Here is a 20,253-nt window from a genome sequence, read left to right as displayed (position 1 = left end):
AGGGCGGGGCTTGGCGTTCCCGCCCATGACAGCAGGCCGTCAGATCAGAAGTCAGAAGCCGGCCTTGATCCGCTCGAACTCGGCCAGCTGGCGGACACGCTGTTGCGGATCGTTCGGGGTCTGCGCCAGAACCGGCACATCCAGTTCGCCCAGACCCTCGATCACCGCCGGATCATCCGCGATGGTCGCCATCGCTTCGACCGAGCTATGGCCGTAGCCGATCGCGTCCAGCAGCGCGCGGCCTGCCGAAGGTTCCAGCCAGGCGTTGATGAAATCATAGACCTTGTCCTCGTTGCCCGGCCCGTTTTTCACATTCACGAAGCCGCAGAAGAAGGTCGAAGATCCCTCGACCGGCGCGCGCTGGAAGCCCACGGGGTAATTGTCGCCCTGCAGATAAACCACGCCATCATTCCAGGACCAGGCGACATCGACCAGCCCCGAGGCCATGAGCTGCGCCTGCTCGGAGGGGTCGGACCAATAGGCCGCGACATTCTGATGAGCCTGACGCAGCCAGTCCGCGGCGGCCTGGAACTGCTCCTCGGTCACGTCGTCCCAATCGGTCGTGCCCGTCGCCAGATAGGCGAGCGCCCAGACATCATCCGCGCTGTCGGGCAACGAGGTGCGGCCCTGATATCTCGGATCGACGAAGATCTGGAGGCTGGCCACGTCCTCGGCCGGGACGGTCTCGGTATTGTAGGCGATGGCGGTCGCGCCCCAATCGGTCGGGATGAACCAGACGCCGGTTTCGTCGCGGAACACCTCGCTGTCCAGGAAACGTTCGTCGATCTTGTCGAAATTGGGAATGCGGCTGGTATCCCAGGGCTCGATCAGGCCCGCGTCGCGGTATTTGCCGACCATCTGGCTGCAGGGATGGACCACATCGGCGCGGAACCCGGACGAGACCTTCTGGAACGCCTCGTCGTCATCGCCGAAAAAGGCGAAGGTGGGCGGTTGGCCGTGCTTGTCGATATAGGCCTGAAAGATCTCGGGAACCTCGAAGCCCGCCCAGTCGAACACGGTCAGTTCGGGATCGGCGGCAAGGGCGGGCATGGCCGAGACGGCCAGAATGGTGCAAGATAGCAGGCGCATGAGGACGGACCTTCCTGTTGGATTTTGCCTCAGGCTAGCCCCGTCGGCAGGGGGGTGCAAGCGGCTCGCGCGCCCGTGTTCAGCGCATCCGCAGGGCGCCATCCAGGCGGATGACCTCGCCGTTCAGATAGCCGCTGGTGACGATGAAGGCGGCAAGCTGCGCATATTCCTCGGGCTCGCCAAGCCGTTTGGGAAAGGTCACGTCCTGGGCCAGGCTGTCCTGCACCTCTTGCGGCAGGCCGCGCAGCATCGGCGTGCCGAAGATGCCGGGCGCGATGGCGCAGACGCGGATGCGCTGGCTGGCCAGGTCGCGCGCAAGCGGCAGCGTCATCCCCGCGATGGCGGCCTTTGACGCCGCGTAAGCCGCCTGCCCCTTCTGTCCATCGAAGGCCGCAACCGAGGCCGTGTTGACGATCACGCCATTTTCGTCGCGCCCGTTGCGGGCCATTTCGGCGGCGGCCAGGCGCATGATGTTGAAGCTGCCGATCAGGTTGATCTCGATGGTGCGGCGGAAGCTGTCCAGCCGGTGCGGCCCTTCGCGGCCCAGGACCCGCTCGCCTGTGGCGATGCCCGCGCAGTTCACGCAGATGTCGATGCCGCCCATCCGCGCGACCGAGGCTGCGATGGCGGCCTCGGCGCTGGCTTCGTCGGTCACATCGGTGCGATGGAAGCCTGCGCCGATGCGTTCGGCCTCGGCCTGTCCGGACGGGGCAAGGTCGAGGATCACCACCTCGGCGCCCGCCTTGCGGAAATGGCGCGCGGTGGCCAGACCCAGACCCGAGGCACCCCCGGTGACAATGGCGCGGCCTTGTGCGAGTTGCATGTTCTTCCCCCCCTTGGCTCAACGGTCCCGTTCTGCCATGCGCGCGTGGACTCGCCAAGAGGGGCTAGCCGCGCAGCATCTCGGGGCCGCCCACGATCGCGGCATCGGGCGCGCCGATGGCGGCAAGGTCGCGGTGTGCGAAATCGACTGCCTGCAGGATCGCCCGGATCGCTTCGATTCGTGCCCGGCGCTTGTCATCGGCCCGGATCACCGTCCAGGGCGCGATGGGCGAATGAGACCGCGCCAGCGTGTCGCGAATGGCCCTGGTATAATCATCCCATTTCGCCAGCCCGTCCACGTCGATGGAACTCAGCTTCCATTGCTTGAGCGGGTCGCATTCGCGGTCGAGGAAGCGGCGCAGCTGTTCGGCGCGACCGACGTTCAGCCACAGCTTGACCAGTATGATGCCGTCATCGACCAGCATCTGTTCGAAGTCGGGCAGCTGGCGAAAGAACGCCTCGCGCTGCGCATCGGTCGAGAAGCCGAAAACCCGTTCGACCACGCCGCGATTATACCAGCTGCGGTCGAACAGCGCCATCTCGCCCGGGCCGGGCAGCCAGTCCACATAGCGCTGGAAATACCATTGCCCGGCCTCGCGCTCGGTCGGTTTGGGCAGGGCCACGACATAGGCCGAACGCGGATTCAGATTGGCGCGCACCCGGTCTATGGCGCCGCCCTTGCCGGCCGCGTCGCGTCCCTCGAACAGGACCACGACACGCTTTTTCGTCGCGATCACGTCATGCATCATGCGGACAAGCTGAAGCTGCAACCGCTCCATCGCCGTCTCGTATTCGGCCTTGTCCATCATCCGCTGATAGGGGAACGAGGTGTCGAGGATCTCGCGCCGGGTGCCCTCGGTCACGGCCCGTCGCAGCGCATCGGGCGCGTCATGGTCCAGATAATCCGAGATCCGCCCGACCAACGGCAATTCCGCGATGGGGGCAGGGCGGGTCACGGCGGAGTCTCTCCGATGCGGGACATGTCATACCATGTCGTCTGGTAGATCTCGTTGATCCAGTTACCGTAGAGCAGATGGGCATGGCTGCGCCAGCGGTTTGCGGGCCTGCGCGACGGGTCGTCATCGGGGTAGTAGTTTGCGGGCAGGTTGATGGGCTTTCCGGCCGCCAGGTCGCGTTCGTATTCGTCCTTGAGCGTGGTGCTGTCATATTCGAAATGGTTGAAGACATAAAGCGCGCGATGCCCCGGATCGGCCAGCAGGCAGGGCCCCACCTCGGGGCTGGCCAGCAGCGTCGTCAGGGCGGGGCGGGCATCGACATCTTCCTGGCGCACCTCGGTCCAGCGGCTGACCGGGACCAGCACATCATCCGAGAAGCCGCGCAGATAGGGTGAGGCGGGGGCCAGGTTCTGGTGGCGGAAACAGCCGAATGCCTTGGCAGGCAGGATATGCTTGGGCAGTCGGTGAAAGTGCCAGGCCATTGCCATGCCGCCCCAGCAGACGCCGAAGGTCGAATGGACATGGGTCTGCGTCCAGGCAAAGACGCGGGTCAGTTCGTCCCAGTAAGTGACCTGATCAAAGGGCAGATGCTCGACGGGCGCGCCGGTGATGATCAGCCCGTCGAATTTCTCGCCCGTGGCCTCGACCTCGCGGAAGGGGCGGTAAAAGCTTTCCAGATGCTCTGCCGCCGTGTTGCGGCTTTCGTGATCGGACATGCGGATCAGTTGAAAGTCGATCTGCAGGGGCGTGGCGCCGATCAGGCGGGCGAACTGGTTTTCCGTCTGGATCTTCCGGGGCATCAGGTTCAGAAGGCCGATGCGCAGCGGGCGGATGTCCTGGGTCGCCGCGCGGCCCGGCGACATGACCATGACGCCTTCCTCGGACAGGATGCGATAGGCGGGCAGGTTCTCGTTCAGGGTGATCGGCATGGGTCAGTCTTTCTTGCGCGCGATGGCGCGGGCGATCAGGTCGTCGAAATCGGCCGGGCTGCGGATCTCGGCCACTTCCTCGGCCAGGATGGTGACGCCGCGGCGGGCCATCGCCTCGTATCGAGGCTGGCGGTGGGCAAGCGCGCGGGCATAGGTCCAGCGGATGAAATCGTCGGGATTGACCTCGTCCTCGGTCAGGCCCTTCTCGACGCGATAGGCGATCCAGGCGCGTTCCAGGAATTGCGGCTGGTAATACATGGGCTTGGGCGCGCGGTCGAAGCGGCGCACCAGCTCGGCCGTATGCGTGTCGCTGCCCTTGATCCAGACCATCAGAAGGTCACGTTCAAGCGCGGCCAGGACCGGATCGTCGGGGTCTTCGGGGTCCACGACCTCGCAGATCGAACCGCCGCTGTCGCAGACGAAATGCGGAATGGCGTAGATCTCGGCGGCGCGGTCCATGAAGTGGCGTGTGTCCAGAAGCGCGGCGATCTCGGCCCGGCGATGCTGGTCCTGGCGCAGGCAATACTGATCGAAGGGCAGGCCTCCGCGCGAGGGGCTCCCGGGCTTGCCCAGATAGGTCGAAAGCGGCGCCAGATTGTCGAAAGTGATGTTCGAGGCGATATAGACGCTGTCCGACATCAGCAAGTCGCGCAGGAAAGGAACCTTCATCGCCTCGCGCTTGAAGTTGTCGGCGATATATTCGCCCATGTAGCGGGTGCCGATGCGGTAATCGACACTGTAATGGAACCAGTCGCCCGTCGCACGCAGCATGGTCGCCAGATAGGTTTTGCCCAGCCCCGACATGCCGAACAGAACGACCCGCTTCGAGGCGGCCAGGTGCCACTCATCCGCGCTGCCATAGATCATCCGCCGCCCCTTTCGTCGCCTGAGCACTAGCTAAACGCGCGGGCGGGCCAAGAAAAGGGGGGGGGGGGCGGCGGCTCTGCGGCCGGGGCCTTGCGTCCCGCGACCGCCGGGGGGCCAGCCCCCCGGACCCCCCTCTGCAGCACGCATGGTCGAAGGGCGCGCCCGCGCAGGGGAGGCGGGGGGGAGCGAACTTCCCATTCCAGCGCCCCGGCAAGGTCTGCCGCCCGCCACGAAGAACGGCCCCGCCGCGAGGACGGGGCCGTTCGAAAATCGGGCGCGGGCGATCAGAAGCTGTAGCCGACGCGGATGCCGATGCCCCAGAGGTCGTTGTCCTGCATGTCCGCACGCGGCTGGCCGGCGGTCTGCGGACGGGCATTGCCCAGCTTCGAATAGTTGATGCCGGTCGTGACCTTGAGATTGTCCATTGTATAGACGGCGGCCAGCGTGACCCCCTTGCGCCCGTTGGTCGGCGCCAGCGGCGAGACCAGATCGTCGCCCGTGGGCTCATAGACAAACGAGACCGAGCCCGACCAGTTTTCGGTGAAGCGGCGGCCCACGCCAAGCGTGTAGGTCGTCGTATCCTCCAGCGAGACGAGGCCGCCGCCCGTCGCGGCGGTGAAAGCTGCGGGTTCCACCAGGAATTCCGACCACTTCACCCACCGGATCGAGCCGAAGACCAGTGTGTCGGCGGCGACGCCGGTCTGTCCCTCCAGCGTGACCGAGCGCGGCGTGTCCACCGAGGTTGTCGTCACGGCGCCGGGATTGATGTTCTCGCGCGTGTCGAAATCATGCGTGACCTTGCTGTTGTAGGTCAACGAGACGCGGCCTGCGATCTCGGGGATCTCGTAGGCGGCGCCGATCACGTAGCCCGCGCCCCAGGCCGGATCCATGCGGACGCTGTAGCCCGAGATCGCGCCATAGCCCAGGCCGTTCAGCCCCACCTCGGCATCGGCGCGCGAGGCGCGGATGCCGCCATGGAACGAGATGTTGTTGTCCAGCTTGTAGCGTGCCAGTGCCGTCACCGTGGTCGAATTCACCGTGGCGAAGGTTCCCCCCAGCACGACCGAGCCATCGACGGCCGGGTTCGGCGCAAGAGGGTTTGGCTGCGTCGGATAGCGCACATCTGCGCCGAAAGGCTGTTCGATGATCAGGCCCGCCGACAGGTTCTCGTTGATCTGCTGCTTGTATCCCAGGCCGACGAAGCCGTAGCCCTGCGCCACATCGCCGGTCCGAAAGCCCGCGGCATCGCGGCCGCTGACCGTCGGGTCGGCCCCACCAAAGCTCAGCTCGACGTAATTGCCCGGCTCGAACAGCACGGCCAGCGATTGCGGCGCGCGCTCGATCCCACCGGCGAGAGCGGGCGCGGTGGTCAGCATCAGTGCGGCAAGGCCGCCGATGGTTTTTTTCATGTCATCCTCCCTTGGCAAGCCAACTGGCCCCGGCATCAGCCTAGCAGCGCCAGACCGACAATCAATTCCCGACAGCACATGACGTGACGTTCACGTAATCGTCAGAGCGTTGTCGTGTCGTCGTCGCAACGGCCTCGGCCGGGCTGGACAAATACGCCCGCCCATGAAAGGGGAAACTGCCAAACGACATTGCCGCAAGGATGAACGCCCATGCAGATTCGTGAGGCCCTGACCTTCGACGACGTGCTTCTGGTTCCGGCCGCCTCGACAGTGCTGCCGTCCACGGCGGATGTGACCACGCATGTCACGCGGAAGATCCGCATGAACATCCCGCTTCTGTCCTCGGCCATGGATACGGTGACCGAAAGCCGCATGGCCATCGCCATGGCGCAGGCGGGCGGGATGGGCGTGATCCACCGCAACCTGACCATCGACCAGCAGGCCGCCGAGGTGCGCCGCGTCAAGCGGTTTGAAAGCGGCATCGTTTACAGCCCGATCACCCTGACCCCCGATCAGACCCTGGCCGATGCCAAGGCCTTTCAGGAACGCTACAACGTCACCGGTTTTCCGGTCGTTGACGAGGATGGCCGCGTGCTGGGCATCGTGACGAACCGCGACATGCGCTTTGCCAGCGATGATCGCACCCCCGTCCGCGCGATGATGACCGCCGAAAACCTCGCGATCCTGCACGAACCCGCCGACCGGGCCGAGGCGATCAGCCTGATGAAGGCGCGCCGGATCGAGAAGCTTCTGGTCACGGACGCCTCGGGCAAGCTGACGGGCCTTCTGACCCTGAAAGATACCGAGAAGGCTGTGCTGAACCCGCTGGCGTGCAAGGATGAACTGGGCCGCCTGCGCGTCGCCGCCGCCTCGACCGTGGGGGACGAGGGCTTTGCGCGCTCGCAAGCCTTGATCGAGGCCGGGGTGGACATGGTCGTGATCGACACCGCCCATGGCCATTCTGCGGGCGTCGCCCGCGCCGTCGAGCGCGTCAAGGAATTCGCCCCCGATGTTCAGGTCGTTGCGGGCAATGTCGCCACCGCCGAGGCGACCCGTGCCCTGATCGAGGCCGGGGCCGACGCGGTCAAGGTCGGCATCGGGCCGGGCAGCATCTGCACCACGCGCATCGTGGCGGGCGTCGGCGTGCCGCAGCTGACCGCGATCATGGATGCGGCGGGGGCCGCAGGCGAGGTGCCAATCATCGCGGATGGCGGCATCAAGTTCTCGGGCGATTTCGCCAAGGCCATCGCGGCGGGCGCAAGCTGCGCGATGGTGGGCAGCGCCATCGCCGGCACGGATGAAAGCCCCGGCGAGGTGATCCTCTATCAGGGCCGCAGCTTCAAGTCCTATCGTGGCATGGGCAGCCTTGGCGCGATGGCGCGTGGCTCGGCCGACCGCTACTTCCAGAAGGATGCCGCCACCGACAAGCTGGTCCCCGAAGGGATCGAGGGGCAGGTGCCCTACAAGGGACCGGCTGGCAACGTCATTCATCAGCTGGTCGGCGGCCTGCGTGCGGCGATGGGCTATACCGGCTGCGCCACCATCCCCGAAATGCGCCGCAACTGCCAGTTCGTGCGCATCACCGGCGCGGGCCTCAAGGAAAGCCACGTCCATGACGTGCAGATCACCCGCGAAAGTCCGAATTACCGTATGGGCTGAGTGTCATGGCACGGTAAAGGCGCCGGAGGGGAAATTCCGGCGCCTTTCGCATATCCGACGACAGCCGGGGCCTGACGGCCTCAGACCTCCTCGATCCGCAACTCGACCGGATCGCTGACCAGAACACCGGTCCTGGGCAGGGCCTCGACCGCATAGTCGATCGCGTCAGGCGTGGTCTTGTGGGTGACGACCAGAACCGGGACGCTGGCGGGGCTGTGCTGCCCGTATTGGCGCATCCGGTCGATCGAGATGCCCGCATCGCCCAGAACCGTGGCCACCTTGGCCAGCGCGCCGGGCTTGTCCTGCAATTCCAGCCGGATGTAATAGGCGGCGGGCACGGCGGTTCGGGCAGGCTGGGCCGCGACCAGCGTTTCGGCGGGTTGGCCGAAGACCGGCAGGCGCACGCCGCGTGCGATCTCGACCACATCCGACATGACCGCGCTGGCAGTCGGGCCTTCGCCCGCGCCCGCGCCGCGCAGCACGACCTGGCCCACGCTGTCGCCCTCGATCACGACCATGTTCGTGCCGCCGACCAGCTGGCCCAGCGGGCTGTCCGCCGGGACAAGGCAAGGCGACATACGCTGTTCAAGCCCGCGCGCGGTCATCTGCGCCACACCCAGCAGCTTGATGCGATAGCCCAGATCGCGGGCGCGGCGGATGTCGTCGATGCTGACACGCTCGATCCCCTCGATCTCGACCGAGCCGAAGTCGATCCTTGTGCCGAAGGCGATCGAGGACAGGATGGCCAGCTTGTGGCTGGCGTCGATGCCGCCCACGTCCAGCGTCGGATCGGCCTCCAGATAGCCCAGCTGGCGCGCCTCTTCAAACACGGCCTCGTAGGGCAGGCCCGCGCTTTCCATCCGCGTAAGGATATAGTTGCAGGTGCCGTTCATCACCCCCATGACGCGGGTGATGGCATTGCCCGCCAGCGATTCCGTCATCGCCTTGATGACCGGGATGCCGCCCGCCACGGCCGCCTCGAAGCGGATCACGCGGCCCAGGCTTTCGGCCAGGGCGGCCAGTTCGGCGCCATGCACGGCCAGCAGCGCCTTGTTGGCGGTGATCACGTCCTTGCCTGCGCGCAACGCGGCCTCGATGCTGTCGCGCGCCGCGCCGTTTTCGCCGCCGATCAGCTCGACATAGACATCCACGTCATCGGCGGTGGCGACGGCGACGGGGTCGGTCTGGAAGCGGTAGGCCGAGATGTCGGCGCTGCGGTTCTTCAGCGGATCACGGGCCGAAACGGCAGTGATGGTGATGGGCCGTCCCGCCCGCAGCGCCAGCAGGTCGGCATGTTTCTGCACGATCTTGACGACACCGATCCCGACGGTGCCAAGCCCGGCGATACCCAGGCGGAGAGGGGACGACATGAGCTTCCTCGCTTCCAGATTTCGCGGGTGTTAGCGCGGCTTGTGGCCCCATGCAACGCGCGATGCGGCAAAGCGCGCGAGGCTGTGGCTTTCCGTCGCCACCTTCGGGATGGCAGAACGGGAATGGCCCGGTGAGCGGGGCAGCGCCCATTCATCCGCGCCTTCGCCCCGACCCCGGCGCGCATCATCGGGCGTCCCGGCCCACGCCGGTGCCGGGCTGGGGTTCGGGGGACCGCCGAAGGTCTTCCAGGGCACCGCGGGGCGCAGTCCGCGCCGTCAGTTGCGGCGCGCCTCGCGGATCAGGGCCAGGATCTCGGCCGCGGCCTGGGGGATGTTGGTGCCGGGGCCGAAGATCGCCTTGACTCCGGCCCGTCGCAGGAAACCGTAATCCTGCTGCGGGATGACACCGCCGCAGATTACCAGGATCTCGCCCGCGCCCTGCGCCCGCAAGGCCTCGATCAGCTTGGGCGCCAGCGTCTTGTGGCCCGCCGCCAGAGAGCTGATGCCGACCACATGCACGTCATTGTCGATGGCGTCCTGCGCGGCTTCCTCGGGCGTCTGGAACAGCGGGCCCACATCCACGTCAAAGCCGATATCGGCAAAGGCCGTGGCGATCACCTTGGCCCCACGGTCATGCCCGTCCTGGCCCATCTTGACGACCAGCATCCGCGGGCGGCGGCCTTCCTCTTCGGCGAAGGCCTCGACGTCGCGCTGGATCCGGGCGAAGCCCTCGTCGCCTTCATAGGCGGCGCCATACACCCCCGCCAAGGTGCGCACCTCGGCGCGATGGCGGCCGAACACCTCTTCCATGGCCATGCTGATCTCTCCGACGGTTGCACGGGCGCGGGCGGCCTCGACGGCGGCCTCCAGCAGGTTGCCGCCCTCGCGAGCGCGGCGGGTGATCTCGGTCAGCGCCGCGCGCGCCGCAGCCTCGTCGCGGCTGGCGCGGATGCGCGACAGCCGGGCGATCTGGGCCTCGCGCACGGCGACGTTGTCGATGTCCAGAATGTCGATCGGATCCTCGCGCTCCTTGCGATACTTGTTGACGCCCACGATCACTTCCTGGCCCCTGTCGATCATGGCCTGACGCCGCGCTGCGGTCTCTTCGATCCGAAGTTTGGGCATCCCCGAGGCGACCGCCTTGGTCATGCCGCCCATCGCCTCGACTTCCTCGATCAGCGCCCAGGCCTTTTCGGCCAGTTCCGCCGTCAGGCTTTCGACGTAGTAGGATCCGGCGAGCGGATCGACGACATGGGTGATGCCGGTTTCCTCTTGCAGGATGAGCTGAGTGTTGCGGGCGATGCGGGCGCTGAACTCGGTCGGCAGGGCGATCGCTTCGTCCAGCGCGTTGGTATGCAGCGATTGCGTGCCGCCAAGCGCGGCCGACATTGCTTCGTAGGCGGTGCGGATGATGTTGTTGTAGGGATCCTGTTCCTGCAGGCTGACGCCCGAGGTCTGGCAATGCGTCCGCAGCATCAGGCTGCCGGGCTTCTTCGGATTGAATTCGGTCATGATGCGGTGCCACAACAGGCGCGCGGCGCGCAGCTTGGCGATTTCCATGAAGAAGTTCATGCCGATGGCAAAGAAGAACGAGAGCCGCCCGGCGAAGGCGTCCACATCCATGCCCGCAGCGATGGCGGCGCGGACATATTCGCGCCCGTCGGCCAGCGTATAGGCCAGTTCCTGCACTAGGTTCGCGCCGGCCTCCTGCATGTGATAGCCCGAGATCGAGATGCTGTTGAACCTGGGCATCTCGCGGCTGGTGTATTCGATGATGTCCGCGACGATCCGCATCGAGGGCTCGGGCGGATAGATATAGGTGTTGCGGACCATGAACTCCTTGAGGATGTCGTTCTGGATCGTGCCGGACAGAACGGCGCGGTCATGGCCCTGCTCCTCGCCGGTCACGATGAAATTCGCAAGGATCGGAATGACCGCACCATTCATGGTCATCGAGACCGATACCTTGTCCAGCGGGATGCCGTCGAACAGGATCTTCATGTCCTCGACACTGTCGATGGCGACCCCGGCCTTGCCGACATCGCCGACGACGCGCGGATGGTCGCTGTCATAACCGCGATGGGTGGCCAGGTCGAAGGCGACCGACACGCCCTGCTGTCCCGCCGCCAATGCCTTGCGATAGAAGGCGTTCGATTCCTCGGCGGTCGAGAAACCCGCATATTGGCGGATCGTCCAGGGCCGGCCTGCATACATCGTGGCGCGGGGGCCGCGCGTATAGGGAGCCAGGCCGGGCAGGCTGCCCAGATGGCTCAGGCCCTCGGTATCGGCCTCGGTATAAAGCGGCTTGACCGCAATTCCCTCCAGCGTCTGCCAGGTCAGGCTGTCGGGATCGCGGCCTTTCAGCTCCTTCTCGGCCAGCTTGCGCCAATCCTGAAGCGTGGGTTTTGTCATGATCCGTCCTTTCCCACCGCACGTCCTGCCCTATATTCAGACCAGGATGAGGTGCCGATGAAGTTGAAATTCCTGATATTCGCTACGGTTCTGGCGGCGATGGGGCCGGGACGCGACGCGCCGCCGCCCGATCCGGCCGCGCTGCCGCAGGCCGAAAGCACAGCCTCCGAGCGGGGCCAGCCACGCAATCCCGCCCGCCTGCCGCCCGTTGCCGAGCGCGAAGCGCCCGAAATCCAGGCCCAGGACCGGGACATGTCGTCGCAGGAACCCGGTGCGCTGGAGGTCGTGGGCTTCGACGAGGTCACGCCCGACGAGCTGTTATGGACGCGGCGGCCCATCGTGGTCTTTGCCGACACACCCGGCGATCCGGCGGTGACCGACCAGATGCGGATGCTGAACGAAGGTGCGGCGCTGCTGGTCCAGCGCGACGTGATCGTGATTGTCGATACCGATCCGCGCGCCAACAGCATCTGGCGCCAGCAATTGCGCCCCTCGGGCTTTTCGCTGGTGGTCATGGACAAGGACGGGCAGGTCAAGCAGCGCAAGCCTTTTCCGTGGAGCGTGCGCGAGATTTCCCGCGCCATCGACCGCTTTCCGCTGAGGCGGCAGGAAACCGGCCGCGCCGCGCAGCGATAGGGGGAACCGAACGCCCGGCGCGTGCGTCCTTTCTCCAGCGAGGAGAAAATGCCCATGAACCGAATTTCCGTGCCTGTTGCGCTTGCGCTGCTGGCCATGGCACCGCCCGCTATTGCCGCCTCGAACGTGCCGACGCCCGGCGATCTGTCGCCCCATCCGCTGGCCCAGGGCGTGCTGGACAAGCTGCGCTGGCAGGCCCGGCCATTGGTCATCGTCGCGGATGGCCCCGCGATCGAGACGCAGTTGACCGCCCTGATGCAGGAAGCCGACGCTCTGTCCGAACGCGACGTGGTGATCCTGACCGCCGCGCCCGGAACAAGCGATCTGCCTCTGCCCGCTGGCGGCGATTTCGCGCTGCTGCTGATCGGCAAGGATGGCGGGGTCAAGCTTTCGCGCAGCCAACCCGTGACGCCCGCCGAGATCATCGCGCTGATCGACCAGATGCCGATGCGGCAGAACGAGGCGCAGCGCTGACCCCTCATGGCCGCCGCATCCGTTCCAGCGCCTCCAACGCAAGAGCGGCGACCAGCAGATGCGCCGCAGCCTCGGCCAGCAGCAGCGGGACAGGCGCGGCGCGACCGTCAAGGAACAGGATCAGCCCCGTCCCCCAGAGGATTGCGCTGACCGGCAGCGCCAGCGCCCAGAAGCGCCAGCCCCGCCAGCGCCCGGTGAGGCCGCCGAACACGATCTGGAACACGGCCAGGACCGCCAGAGGCGTCACAAGATAGACCATCGGCAGGCGCGTCGGGCCGATGGGGAAGGTCTCTCCCCCCAGCACCACCAGCACGCCCGCGCCCACCGCCAGCGCGGGCAGCGCCGCAAGAAACAGGGGTGGCAGCAGGCCGTTCATTCGAACTCCATGATGATCTCATCGACCTTGAGGCTCTGGCCCGGCTCGGCGTTCACGGACTTGACGACGCCCTTGCGCTCGGCGCGCAGGATGTTTTCCATCTTCATGGCCTCGATCGTGGCCAGCGCCTGACCCTCCTGCACCTCGTCCCCGGGGGCTACATTGATCCTGACCACCAGCCCCGGCATCGGGCAGAGCAGCAGTTTCGATGTGTCGGGCGCCTGCTTGACCGGCATCAGCCGCGCCAGTTCGGCCGCGCGGGGGCGGCGCACATGGACGCGCAGATCGGCGCCGCGCGTCCGCAGCCGATAGCCCGCGGGGATGCGATCGACCTTCAGCACCAGCGGACGGTCATCGACCATCAGCCGCGCAAGGCTCTGCCCCGGCTTCCAGTCGCTTTCGACGCGCAGATCCTGCCCCGCGATGCTGACGGTCGAGCCGTCGCGGTCGGCACGGATGCGAACGGGGTATTCCTGATCGCCGATGAACACGACCCAGTTTTCGCCGACATGGCGTTCGTGATTGTCCAGTCGCCCGCTGATCCGCGTGCGCCGGATCTCGGCCACGCGATGCATGGCGGCGGCAGCGGCGGCAATGCGGTGCAGGTCGGCATCGGGCAGGGTGGTGCCCTGGAAGCCTTCGGGATATTCCTCGGCGATGAAGGCGGTTGTGATCTCGCCCGAGACAAAGCGCGGATGGTCCATCACTGCCGACAGGAAGGGCAGGTTGTGGCCGATCCCCTCGACTTCGAACTCGTCCAGCGCCAGACGCATTGCCTCGATGGCCTCAGGGCGCGAGGGCGCCCAGGTGCAGAGCTTGGCGATCATCGGGTCGTAGAACATGCTGATCTCGCCGCCCTCATGCACCCCGGTATCATTGCGGACCGCCCGATCGCCCCGGCGCGCCTGTTCCAGCCATTTGCCCTTGGCCAGCATCGGACCCGCCGCCACCTCGGCCGGGGGGCGGTAGCGCGTCAGCCGCCCGATCGAAGGCAGGAAATTGCGATAGGGGTCTTCGGCGTAAAGGCGGCTTTCGATCGCCCAGCCCGTGATCGTCAGGTCCGTTTGTGCAAAGGGCAGGGGCTCGCCCGCCGCGACCCGAATCATCTGTTCCACCAGATCGACGCCGGTGATCAGTTCGGTCACGGGGTGTTCGACCTGAAGCCGGGTATTCATTTCGAGGAAATAGAAATTGCGGTCGCCATCCACGATGAATTCCACCGTGCCGGCGCTGCAATAGCCGACGGCCTTGGCCAGCGCGACGGCCTGGGCGCCCATCGCCGCCCGCGTCGCCTCGTCGAGAAAGGGCGAGGGGGCCTCTTCGATGACCTTCTGGTTCCGCCGCTGGATCGAGCATTCGCGTTCGTGCAGATAGACCGCGTTGCCGTGCTGGTCGGCCAGGACCTGGATCTCGATATGGCGGGGCTGGGTGACGAATTTCTCGATGAAGATGCGGTCGTCGCCGAAGCTGCTGGCGGCCTCGTTCTTCGAGGACTGGAATCCCTCGCGCGCCTCGTCGTCGTTCCAGGCGATCCTCATGCCCTTGCCGCCGCCGCCCGCACTGGCCTTGATCATCACCGGATAGCCGATCCGGGTGCTGATGCGCGCGGCCTCATCCGCATCGGCGATCAGGCCCATATGGCCCGGCACGGTATTGACACCGGCCTCGGCGGCAATCTTCTTCGAAGTGATCTTGTCGCCCATCGCCTCGATCGCGCCCGAGGGCGGGCCGATGAAGACAACGCCTTCCGCTTCGAGCGCCTCGGCGAATTTCATGTTCTCGGAGAGAAAGCCATAGCCCGGATGCACGGCTTCCGCGCCCGTCTGGCGGATCGCCTCCATGATCCTGTCGATCACGATATAGGACTGGTTCGCAGGAGAAGGGCCGATATGGACAGCCTCATCCGCCATCCTGACATGCAGGGCATTGCGGTCGGCATCCGAATAGACAGCGACGGTCGCAATGCCCATGCGGCGCGCCGTCTTGATGACGCGGCAGGCGATCTCGCCCCGGTTGGCGATCAGAATCTTCTTGAACATGGCCCCTCCCGACCGATCGGCATGAAAAAAACCGCCCCTGGCCGCGGGCCGGGGACGGTTCTGTTGTTGTGCAGGGCGCGGCGGCCTGCGCCGCGCGTCACATCATCACTGGCAGAGACGGAAATCGTCGCACAGCGCGCCGGCAGCACCGCCGATGGCCGCGCCGCGCAGGCGGTCGCTGCCGCCGCGTCCGCGAACGGTCTGCACGGTGTAGCCGGTCGCGGCGCCGATGATGGCGCGGTCGGCATCCGTCGGGTTGATGTTCTGGGTGCAGCCGGCGACAGCGGTCGCGCTGATGACGGCAGCGATGGCGAGAAACTTGGACATTTGTTCAATCCTGTCTGATGCGAGGCTGACGCAAGGGTCTGCCGCGCGACTGCATGTCGATCAGTAGCGACGCTGGCAGACGCCGAAATCGTCGCAGAGCGCACCGGCGGTCGCGCCGACGGCCGCACCGGTCGCCACGTTCTCGTTGAGCGCGCGGGCGACAACGGCACCGGCGACAGCGCCACCGGCAGCGCGCTGCGCATCGGGCGACAGGCCGGTCTGCATGTTGGGGTCGCAAGCCGCAAGGCCAAGCACCAGGGCCGAGACACCGCCGATGCGGAAGAGAACGGTTTTTTGCATGATAGTCTGCCTGTTGTTGAGATCCGCTGCGGGACCGGTTGTCGATGGACATGCGTTATCGCATGACCTTTGCAAAGGTCAAACTGACATGCCCGTGACGCGGTTCCTTCCAGCAGTCTTTCGCGCATCAGCGATGGCCCTCATCCCCGTCATCCGCGTCCCCGTCATCCGCATCCGCATCCGTGTCAGGCCGGTCGCCGTCCTCCCCGTCACGGGGCTCGTCGCTCTGGAACAACTGAGGAAAGGTTGCCCTTGCGACAGCCAAGTCCACCCGCAGAAGCTGGTCGTAATCGGCCGGATCGAAGGCGCCCACGGGCTTGACCTCGCGGCCGATCAGCCAGGACAGCCGCCCGGCATCCAGATTGCCGCGTTCAAAGGGCTGATCACCGAAATGGTCGATAAGCGCGGCCAGGAAAGCCTCGTCGGCGCGCTTGTCGGCGGGCCTGCGGTCCTTGAACCGCTCGCGGCGTGTGATGGGCGTGGGTCCGTCCTTGCGATTCTCGCGCCGGATCACGAACTGAAAGTCGGTGCCGGGCAGGCGGCCCGGAAAACCTCGATGTTTCAGCATGAAAAACCCCCTGTAACAGGTGTTGCGGGGGCTTTTTCTGCGTGCGGGCAGACGGGCCGCCCGCACGGTCTGGTCGGGCAGATCGTATCAGAACTTGCCGCGGAAGACGGGCTCGGTCGTGACCGGGTTGGCCACGGGCGCTGCGGGCGCGGTGGGCACGAAGACATCCGGTTGCTGGCGCTGGCAGGCGGCAAAGGCCGAAACCAGAACGAGGCCGAGGATGATTTTCTTCGACATGAACATATGCTCCTGTAATACGGGCGGCTTGGCGCCCTGCTGCTCGGGTTGAGGCCGTTTTCGCGTCGAACCGGCCCGGCCGCCATGATAGCGGCGCGCCCCGATTTCAGACAGACGCCGCCATCGCAGGACCGGTCACCCCGCCGGGGCTGTGGCGCGGCTGCATCATTCACGCATTTGTGCTTGGCTTCGGGCCGCATGGTCGGTTCGCTCAGAGCGGAATGTTGTCGTGCTTCTTCCAGGGATTGCTCAGCCGCTTGCCCCTGAGAGAGGCAAAGGCCCGCGCCACCCGCTTGCGCGTGGAGCGCGGCTGGATGACCTCGTCGATGAAACCCCTTTCGGCCGCCACGAAGGGGTTGGCAAAGCGGTTCTCGTAATCCCGGGTGCGGGCCGCGATCTTCTCGGGGTCGCCCAATTCGCTGCGATAAAGGATCTCGACCGCGCCCTTGGCGCCCATCACGGCGATTTCCGCCGTGGGCCAGGCATAGTTGAAATCGCCGCGCAGGTGTTTCGAGGCCATCACGTCATAGGCCCCGCCATAGGCCTTGCGGGTGATGACCGTGACCTTGGGCACCGTCGCCTCGCCATAGGCGAACAGCAGCTTGGCCCCGTGCTTGATGACGCCGCCATATTCCTGGCTCGTTCCCGGCAGGAAGCCCGGCACATCGACCAGCGTCAGGATCGGGATCTCGAAGGCATCGCAGAAACGCACAAAGCGCGCCGCCTTGCGCGAACTGTCGATATCCAGGCATCCGGCCAGCACCATCGGCTGATTGGCAACGACGCCGACGGTCTGCCCCTCCAGCCGGATGAAGCCGATGATGATGTTGGCCGCGAAATCCTTTTGCAGCTCGTAGAAATCGCCCTCATCCGCGACCTTCTGTATCAGTTCCTTCATGTCATAGGGCTGGTTCGGATTGTCGGGGATCAGCGTGTCGAGACTGGGCTCGATTCGCGCCGGATCGTCGAAGAAGGGCCGGGTCGGCGCCTTCTCGCGGTTGTTCAGCGGCAGGAAGTCGAACAGGCGCCGGATCTCGCTCAGCGCCTCGACATCATTCTCGAAGGCACCATCCGCGACCGAGGATTTGCGCGTATGGGTCGAGGCGCCCCCCAGTTCCTCGGCAGTGACGACCTCATTGGTAACGGTCTTGACCACATCGGGGCCGGTCACGAACATGTAGGACGTGTCGCGCACCATGAAGATGAAGTCGGTCATGGCCGGCGAATAGACCGCGCCCCCCGCGCAGGGGCCCATGATGACGCTGATCTGCGGCACCACGCCCGAGGCCATGATATTGCGCTGGAACACCTCGGCATAACCGGCAAGCGAGGCAACACCCTCCTGGATGCGGGCGCCGCCCGAATCGTTCAGCCCGATGACAGGCGCACCATTCTGCATCGCCATGTCCATGATCTTGCAGATCTTCTGGGCGTGGGTTTCGGACAGAGAGCCGCCAAAGACGGTGAAATCCTGCGAAAAGACATAGACCATGCGACCGTTGATCGTGCCCCATCCCGTCACGACGCCGTCGCCATAGGGGCGGTCGGTTTCCATCCCGAAATCGGTCGAGCGGTGGGCCACGAACATGTCGAATTCCTCGAAACTGCCCTCGTCCAGCAGCAGGTCCAGCCGTTCGCGCGCGGTCAGCTTGCCGCGGGCGTGCTGTGCGTCGATGCGCCTCTGGCCGCCGCCCATCCGGGCCTGGTCACGCCGCCGTTGCAATTCCGCAAGGATGTCCGTCATCGCAAGCCTTCCTCCTCTCAGCCGTGCTGCGAACCTAGACGCCGCATGGCGCGCTGGAAAGAAATATCGAGAAAATTTGCAAACTATGTAGCATTGATCGCTAGCTAACTGAAAAAGTGCAAACCTGTCGGGGTGCGCGCGGGCGACCCCAAAGGGTCGGCCGCCGCGCCGGGGCGGCCTCGATGGCCGGCCCGGCGCGACCTCTCCCGCCAGTTTCGCTTGACGCGCGCCACCTGCAAGGGCACTCAGCCGGCATGGGATTGCGGATCGACATCGCGGCCGTCACGGCCAATTGGAGGGCGCTGGCCGCGCGTGCGCCGGGCGCGCGTTGCGCGGCTGTCGTCAAGGCGGACGCCTACGGGCTGGGGGCTGCGCGGGTTGCGCCTGCACTCTATGCGGCGGGGGCGCGTGACTTCTTCGTGGCGCTGGCCGCCGAAGGGCGCGCCCTGCGCCCGCATCTGCCCGAGGATGCGCGCATCAACGTCCTTTCCGGTCATATGCCGGGCGAGGATCTGACCGGCCTTGTCCCGGTGCTGAACTCGCCCGAGCAGTTCTTTCGCGACCGCGCCCTGCGCCCCGGCAAGCCCTTTGCCATTCAGCTTGACAGCGGCATGAACCGGCTGGGGATGGAGGCGCCCGAATGGGCCGCGATCCGCGCCGAGGCCTTGGCCGCGGGGCCCGATTTCATCATGTCCCACCTGGCCTGCGCGGACGAGCCGGAGCATCCGGCCAATCCGGCGCAACTGGCCGCCTTCCGCGACATGACGCAGGGCTGCGAGGGCGTGCCCCTGTCGCTGGCCGCGACCGGCGGCATTCTTCTGGGACCGGATTATCATTTCGACCTCGTGCGCCCTGGCATCGGGCTTTATGGCGGCCTGCCCTTTGCCGAGGCGCGGCCGACTGTCCGCCTGTCGCTGCGTGTGATCCAGACCCGCTCCGTGGCCCAGGGCGAGATGGTCGGCTACGGCGCCTCCTATATCGCCGACCGGCCCTGCCGCATCGCCACCGTCGATGCGGGCTATGCGGATGGCGTGCTGCGCTCGCTGTCCGGCAAGGGGGCGATGCTCTATGCGGGCGATATCGGCTGCCCGATCGTGGGGCGCGTCTCGATGGACCTCATCACCGTCGATGTGACGGCGCTGGAGAACGTGCCCGAGACGTTGGACCTGATCTGCGCCCATCAGCCCATCGACCGGCTGGCCGATCTGGCAGGCACCATCGGATACGAGATCCTGACCGCCCTGCGTCAGCGTTACGCCCGCTCATGGTCTTGACCGTCTTGCGCAGTCTTGGCCGCCCGGCGCTGGCGATGCTGCGCGGGATTGGGGCGGTGGCGCTGTTTGCCGCGCGCGGCCTGACACGACTGCGCCCCTTCCCCGGACGCGCCCTGGCGCAGCAGATCATCCAGATCGGCTGGCTGTCGCTGCCGGTCGTGGGATTGACGGCGCTGTTCACCGGCGCGGCGCTGGCCTTGCAGATCCATTCGGGCGGCGCGCGATTTCAGGCCAGCGATGTCGTGCCCGCCATCGTCGCCATCGGCATGGTGCGCGAACTGGGGCCGGTTCTGGGCGGCCTGATGGTGGCTGCCCGCGTGGCCAGTTCCATCGCCGCCGAGATCGGCACGATGCGAGTCACCGAACAGATCGACGCGCTGGTCACGCTGTCCACCGATCCGCTGCGCTGGCTGGTGACGCCGCGTCTCTGGGCCGCGATCCTGTCGCTGCCGATCCTGGTCGCGGTGGGCGACATCATCGGAATCATGGGCGGCTGGCTGGTCGGGACGACCTCGCTGGGCTTTACCTCGGCGCGTTACATCGCCGACAGCTGGGCCTATCTGGAAGGCTGGGACGTGCTGTCGGGCCTGATCAAGGGCGCGGTTTTCGGACTGGTTGTCGCGCTGTCGGGCTGCTGGTTCGGGATGCGCTGTGCGCGCGGCGCGGCGGGGGTGGGCCGGGCCACGACTTCGGCCGTGGTGGCGGCGGCGGTGGGCATCCTGGCGGCGAACTTCGTGCTGACGGGGCTGTTCTTCCGATGAGCGC

General features: G+C 66.2%; 20 protein-coding genes. 5 read left to right on the top strand and 15 right to left on the bottom strand.

The genetic code is table 11. The features are described from left to right. Positions 1-51: 51 nt before the first annotated feature. The 6 genes from KY389_RS03905 to KY389_RS03880 form a co-directional block, all read right to left on the bottom strand. Positions 52-1,089 (bottom strand): ABC transporter substrate-binding protein, encoded by a 1,038-nt coding sequence (locus tag KY389_RS03905; RefSeq protein ID WP_219829497.1) that lies wholly within the window; start codon positions 1,087-1,089, stop codon positions 52-54. Positions 1,090-1,168: 79 nt separating this feature from the next. After that, on the bottom strand, positions 1,169-1,912 hold the full coding sequence (locus tag KY389_RS03900) for an SDR family oxidoreductase (RefSeq protein ID WP_219829496.1): 744 nt from the start codon (positions 1,910-1,912) through the stop codon (positions 1,169-1,171). A gap of 64 nt (positions 1,913-1,976) precedes the next feature. After that, positions 1,977-2,867 (bottom strand): polyphosphate kinase 2, encoded by an 891-nt coding sequence (gene ppk2 / locus KY389_RS03895; protein WP_343222896.1) that lies wholly within the window; start codon positions 2,865-2,867, stop codon positions 1,977-1,979. Further along, positions 2,864-3,796: a homoserine O-succinyltransferase gene (locus KY389_RS03890; RefSeq protein ID WP_219829495.1), complete on the bottom strand. Its 933-nt coding sequence runs from the start codon at positions 3,794-3,796 to the stop codon at positions 2,864-2,866. The genes ppk2 and KY389_RS03890 overlap by 4 nt, the downstream gene beginning before the upstream one ends. A gap of 3 nt (positions 3,797-3,799) precedes the next feature. Beyond that, positions 3,800-4,663 (bottom strand): ATPase, encoded by an 864-nt coding sequence (locus KY389_RS03885; RefSeq protein ID WP_219829494.1) that lies wholly within the window; start codon positions 4,661-4,663, stop codon positions 3,800-3,802. Positions 4,664-4,947: 284 nt separating this feature from the next. Further along, positions 4,948-6,072: an OmpP1/FadL family transporter gene (locus KY389_RS03880; RefSeq protein WP_219829493.1), complete on the bottom strand. Its 1,125-nt coding sequence runs from the start codon at positions 6,070-6,072 to the stop codon at positions 4,948-4,950. Positions 6,073-6,282: 210 nt separating this feature from the next. Between KY389_RS03880 and guaB the strand changes: the two genes are divergently transcribed. Further along, positions 6,283-7,731, top strand: a complete 1,449-nt coding sequence (gene guaB / locus KY389_RS03875; protein WP_219829492.1) for an IMP dehydrogenase — start codon at positions 6,283-6,285, stop codon at positions 7,729-7,731. Between the two features lie 80 nt (positions 7,732-7,811). Here guaB and KY389_RS03870 read toward each other — a convergent pair whose 3' ends face one another. Both KY389_RS03870 and scpA read right to left on the bottom strand, forming a co-directional pair. Continuing rightward, the gene (locus KY389_RS03870) at positions 7,812-9,101 is read right to left on the bottom strand and encodes a homoserine dehydrogenase (protein WP_219829491.1); all 1,290 of its coding nucleotides are present in this window, start codon (positions 9,099-9,101) and stop codon (positions 7,812-7,814) included. A 276-nt stretch (positions 9,102-9,377) separates the two neighbouring features. Further along, positions 9,378-11,513 carry a methylmalonyl-CoA mutase gene (scpA, locus tag KY389_RS03865; protein WP_219829490.1) on the bottom strand — a complete coding sequence of 712 codons (2,136 nt, stop codon included), beginning with the start codon at positions 11,511-11,513 and terminating at the stop codon, positions 9,378-9,380. Between the two features lie 57 nt (positions 11,514-11,570). On the opposite strand from scpA, the gene KY389_RS03860 reads away from it, so the two are divergent. Both KY389_RS03860 and KY389_RS03855 read left to right on the top strand, forming a co-directional pair. Then, positions 11,571-12,149, top strand: a complete 579-nt coding sequence (locus KY389_RS03860) for a DUF4174 domain-containing protein (protein ID WP_246587927.1) — start codon at positions 11,571-11,573, stop codon at positions 12,147-12,149. Between the two features lie 54 nt (positions 12,150-12,203). Further along, positions 12,204-12,623 carry a DUF4174 domain-containing protein gene (locus KY389_RS03855; RefSeq protein ID WP_246587926.1) on the top strand — a complete coding sequence of 140 codons (420 nt, stop codon included), beginning with the start codon at positions 12,204-12,206 and terminating at the stop codon, positions 12,621-12,623. A 4-nt stretch (positions 12,624-12,627) separates the two neighbouring features. Here KY389_RS03855 and KY389_RS03850 read toward each other — a convergent pair whose 3' ends face one another. From KY389_RS03850 to KY389_RS03820, 7 genes are all read right to left on the bottom strand, one after another. Further along, a complete protein-coding gene (locus tag KY389_RS03850; protein WP_219829489.1) occupies positions 12,628-12,999 on the bottom strand; it encodes a hypothetical protein in 372 nt (123 codons plus the stop codon). Then, positions 12,996-15,038: an acetyl-CoA carboxylase biotin carboxylase subunit gene (locus tag KY389_RS03845; protein ID WP_219829488.1), complete on the bottom strand. Its 2,043-nt coding sequence runs from the start codon at positions 15,036-15,038 to the stop codon at positions 12,996-12,998. The genes KY389_RS03850 and KY389_RS03845 overlap by 4 nt, the downstream gene beginning before the upstream one ends. Positions 15,039-15,143: 105 nt before the next feature. Beyond that, positions 15,144-15,365 carry a hypothetical protein gene (locus KY389_RS03840; protein WP_219829487.1) on the bottom strand — a complete coding sequence of 74 codons (222 nt, stop codon included), beginning with the start codon at positions 15,363-15,365 and terminating at the stop codon, positions 15,144-15,146. 60 nt (positions 15,366-15,425) lie between these two features. Then, positions 15,426-15,665 (bottom strand): hypothetical protein, encoded by a 240-nt coding sequence (locus tag KY389_RS03835; RefSeq protein ID WP_219829486.1) that lies wholly within the window; start codon positions 15,663-15,665, stop codon positions 15,426-15,428. A gap of 127 nt (positions 15,666-15,792) precedes the next feature. After that, on the bottom strand, positions 15,793-16,233 hold the full coding sequence (locus KY389_RS03830; protein WP_219829485.1) for a hypothetical protein: 441 nt from the start codon (positions 16,231-16,233) through the stop codon (positions 15,793-15,795). An 87-nt stretch (positions 16,234-16,320) separates the two neighbouring features. Then, positions 16,321-16,470, bottom strand: a complete 150-nt coding sequence (locus tag KY389_RS03825; protein ID WP_219829484.1) for a hypothetical protein — start codon at positions 16,468-16,470, stop codon at positions 16,321-16,323. Positions 16,471-16,681: 211 nt separating this feature from the next. Further along, positions 16,682-18,214 (bottom strand): acyl-CoA carboxylase subunit beta, encoded by a 1,533-nt coding sequence (locus tag KY389_RS03820; protein ID WP_219829483.1) that lies wholly within the window; start codon positions 18,212-18,214, stop codon positions 16,682-16,684. A gap of 254 nt (positions 18,215-18,468) precedes the next feature. On the opposite strand from KY389_RS03820, the gene alr reads away from it, so the two are divergent. Together alr and KY389_RS03810 are read left to right on the top strand one after the other, a co-directional pair. Beyond that, positions 18,469-19,488: an alanine racemase gene (gene alr / locus KY389_RS03815; RefSeq protein WP_219829482.1), complete on the top strand. Its 1,020-nt coding sequence runs from the start codon at positions 18,469-18,471 to the stop codon at positions 19,486-19,488. Then, positions 19,479-20,249: an MlaE family ABC transporter permease gene (locus KY389_RS03810; RefSeq protein ID WP_219829481.1), complete on the top strand. Its 771-nt coding sequence runs from the start codon at positions 19,479-19,481 to the stop codon at positions 20,247-20,249. The genes alr and KY389_RS03810 overlap by 10 nt, the downstream gene beginning before the upstream one ends. Positions 20,250-20,253: the final 4 nt, after the last annotated feature.

The organism is Paracoccus bogoriensis (assembly GCF_019431455.1).
Classification (GTDB): Bacteria; Pseudomonadota; Alphaproteobacteria; order Rhodobacterales; family Rhodobacteraceae; genus Paracoccus; species Paracoccus bogoriensis.
The sequence above is the reverse complement of the archived record's forward strand: the minus strand, read 5'-3'. Positions and strand labels throughout refer to the sequence as shown.

Coding starts and splice junctions, on each gene's coding strand:
- KY389_RS03905 (WP_219829497.1), bottom strand. CDS start 1,089: ATGCGCCTGCTATCTTGCACCATTCTGGCCGTCTCGGCCATGCCCGCC.
- KY389_RS03900 (WP_219829496.1), bottom strand. CDS start 1,912: ATGCAACTCGCACAAGGCCGCGCCATTGTCACCGGGGGTGCCTCGGGT.
- KY389_RS03890 (WP_219829495.1), bottom strand. CDS start 3,796: ATGCCGATCACCCTGAACGAGAACCTGCCCGCCTATCGCATCCTGTCC.
- KY389_RS03885 (WP_219829494.1), bottom strand. CDS start 4,663: ATGATCTATGGCAGCGCGGATGAGTGGCACCTGGCCGCCTCGAAGCGG.
- KY389_RS03880 (WP_219829493.1), bottom strand. CDS start 6,072: ATGAAAAAAACCATCGGCGGCCTTGCCGCACTGATGCTGACCACCGCG.
- guaB (WP_219829492.1), top strand. CDS start 6,283: ATGCAGATTCGTGAGGCCCTGACCTTCGACGACGTGCTTCTGGTTCCG.
- KY389_RS03870 (WP_219829491.1), bottom strand. CDS start 9,101: ATGTCGTCCCCTCTCCGCCTGGGTATCGCCGGGCTTGGCACCGTCGGG.
- scpA (WP_219829490.1), bottom strand. CDS start 11,513: ATGACAAAACCCACGCTTCAGGATTGGCGCAAGCTGGCCGAGAAGGAG.
- KY389_RS03860 (WP_246587927.1), top strand. CDS start 11,571: ATGAAGTTGAAATTCCTGATATTCGCTACGGTTCTGGCGGCGATGGGG.
- KY389_RS03855 (WP_246587926.1), top strand. CDS start 12,204: ATGAACCGAATTTCCGTGCCTGTTGCGCTTGCGCTGCTGGCCATGGCA.
- KY389_RS03850 (WP_219829489.1), bottom strand. CDS start 12,999: ATGAACGGCCTGCTGCCACCCCTGTTTCTTGCGGCGCTGCCCGCGCTG.
- KY389_RS03845 (WP_219829488.1), bottom strand. CDS start 15,038: ATGTTCAAGAAGATTCTGATCGCCAACCGGGGCGAGATCGCCTGCCGC.
- KY389_RS03840 (WP_219829487.1), bottom strand. CDS start 15,365: ATGTCCAAGTTTCTCGCCATCGCTGCCGTCATCAGCGCGACCGCTGTC.
- KY389_RS03835 (WP_219829486.1), bottom strand. CDS start 15,665: ATGCAAAAAACCGTTCTCTTCCGCATCGGCGGTGTCTCGGCCCTGGTG.
- KY389_RS03830 (WP_219829485.1), bottom strand. CDS start 16,233: ATGCTGAAACATCGAGGTTTTCCGGGCCGCCTGCCCGGCACCGACTTT.
- KY389_RS03825 (WP_219829484.1), bottom strand. CDS start 16,470: ATGTCGAAGAAAATCATCCTCGGCCTCGTTCTGGTTTCGGCCTTTGCC.
- KY389_RS03820 (WP_219829483.1), bottom strand. CDS start 18,214: ATGACGGACATCCTTGCGGAATTGCAACGGCGGCGTGACCAGGCCCGG.
- alr (WP_219829482.1), top strand. CDS start 18,469: ATGGGATTGCGGATCGACATCGCGGCCGTCACGGCCAATTGGAGGGCG.
- KY389_RS03810 (WP_219829481.1), top strand. CDS start 19,479: ATGGTCTTGACCGTCTTGCGCAGTCTTGGCCGCCCGGCGCTGGCGATG.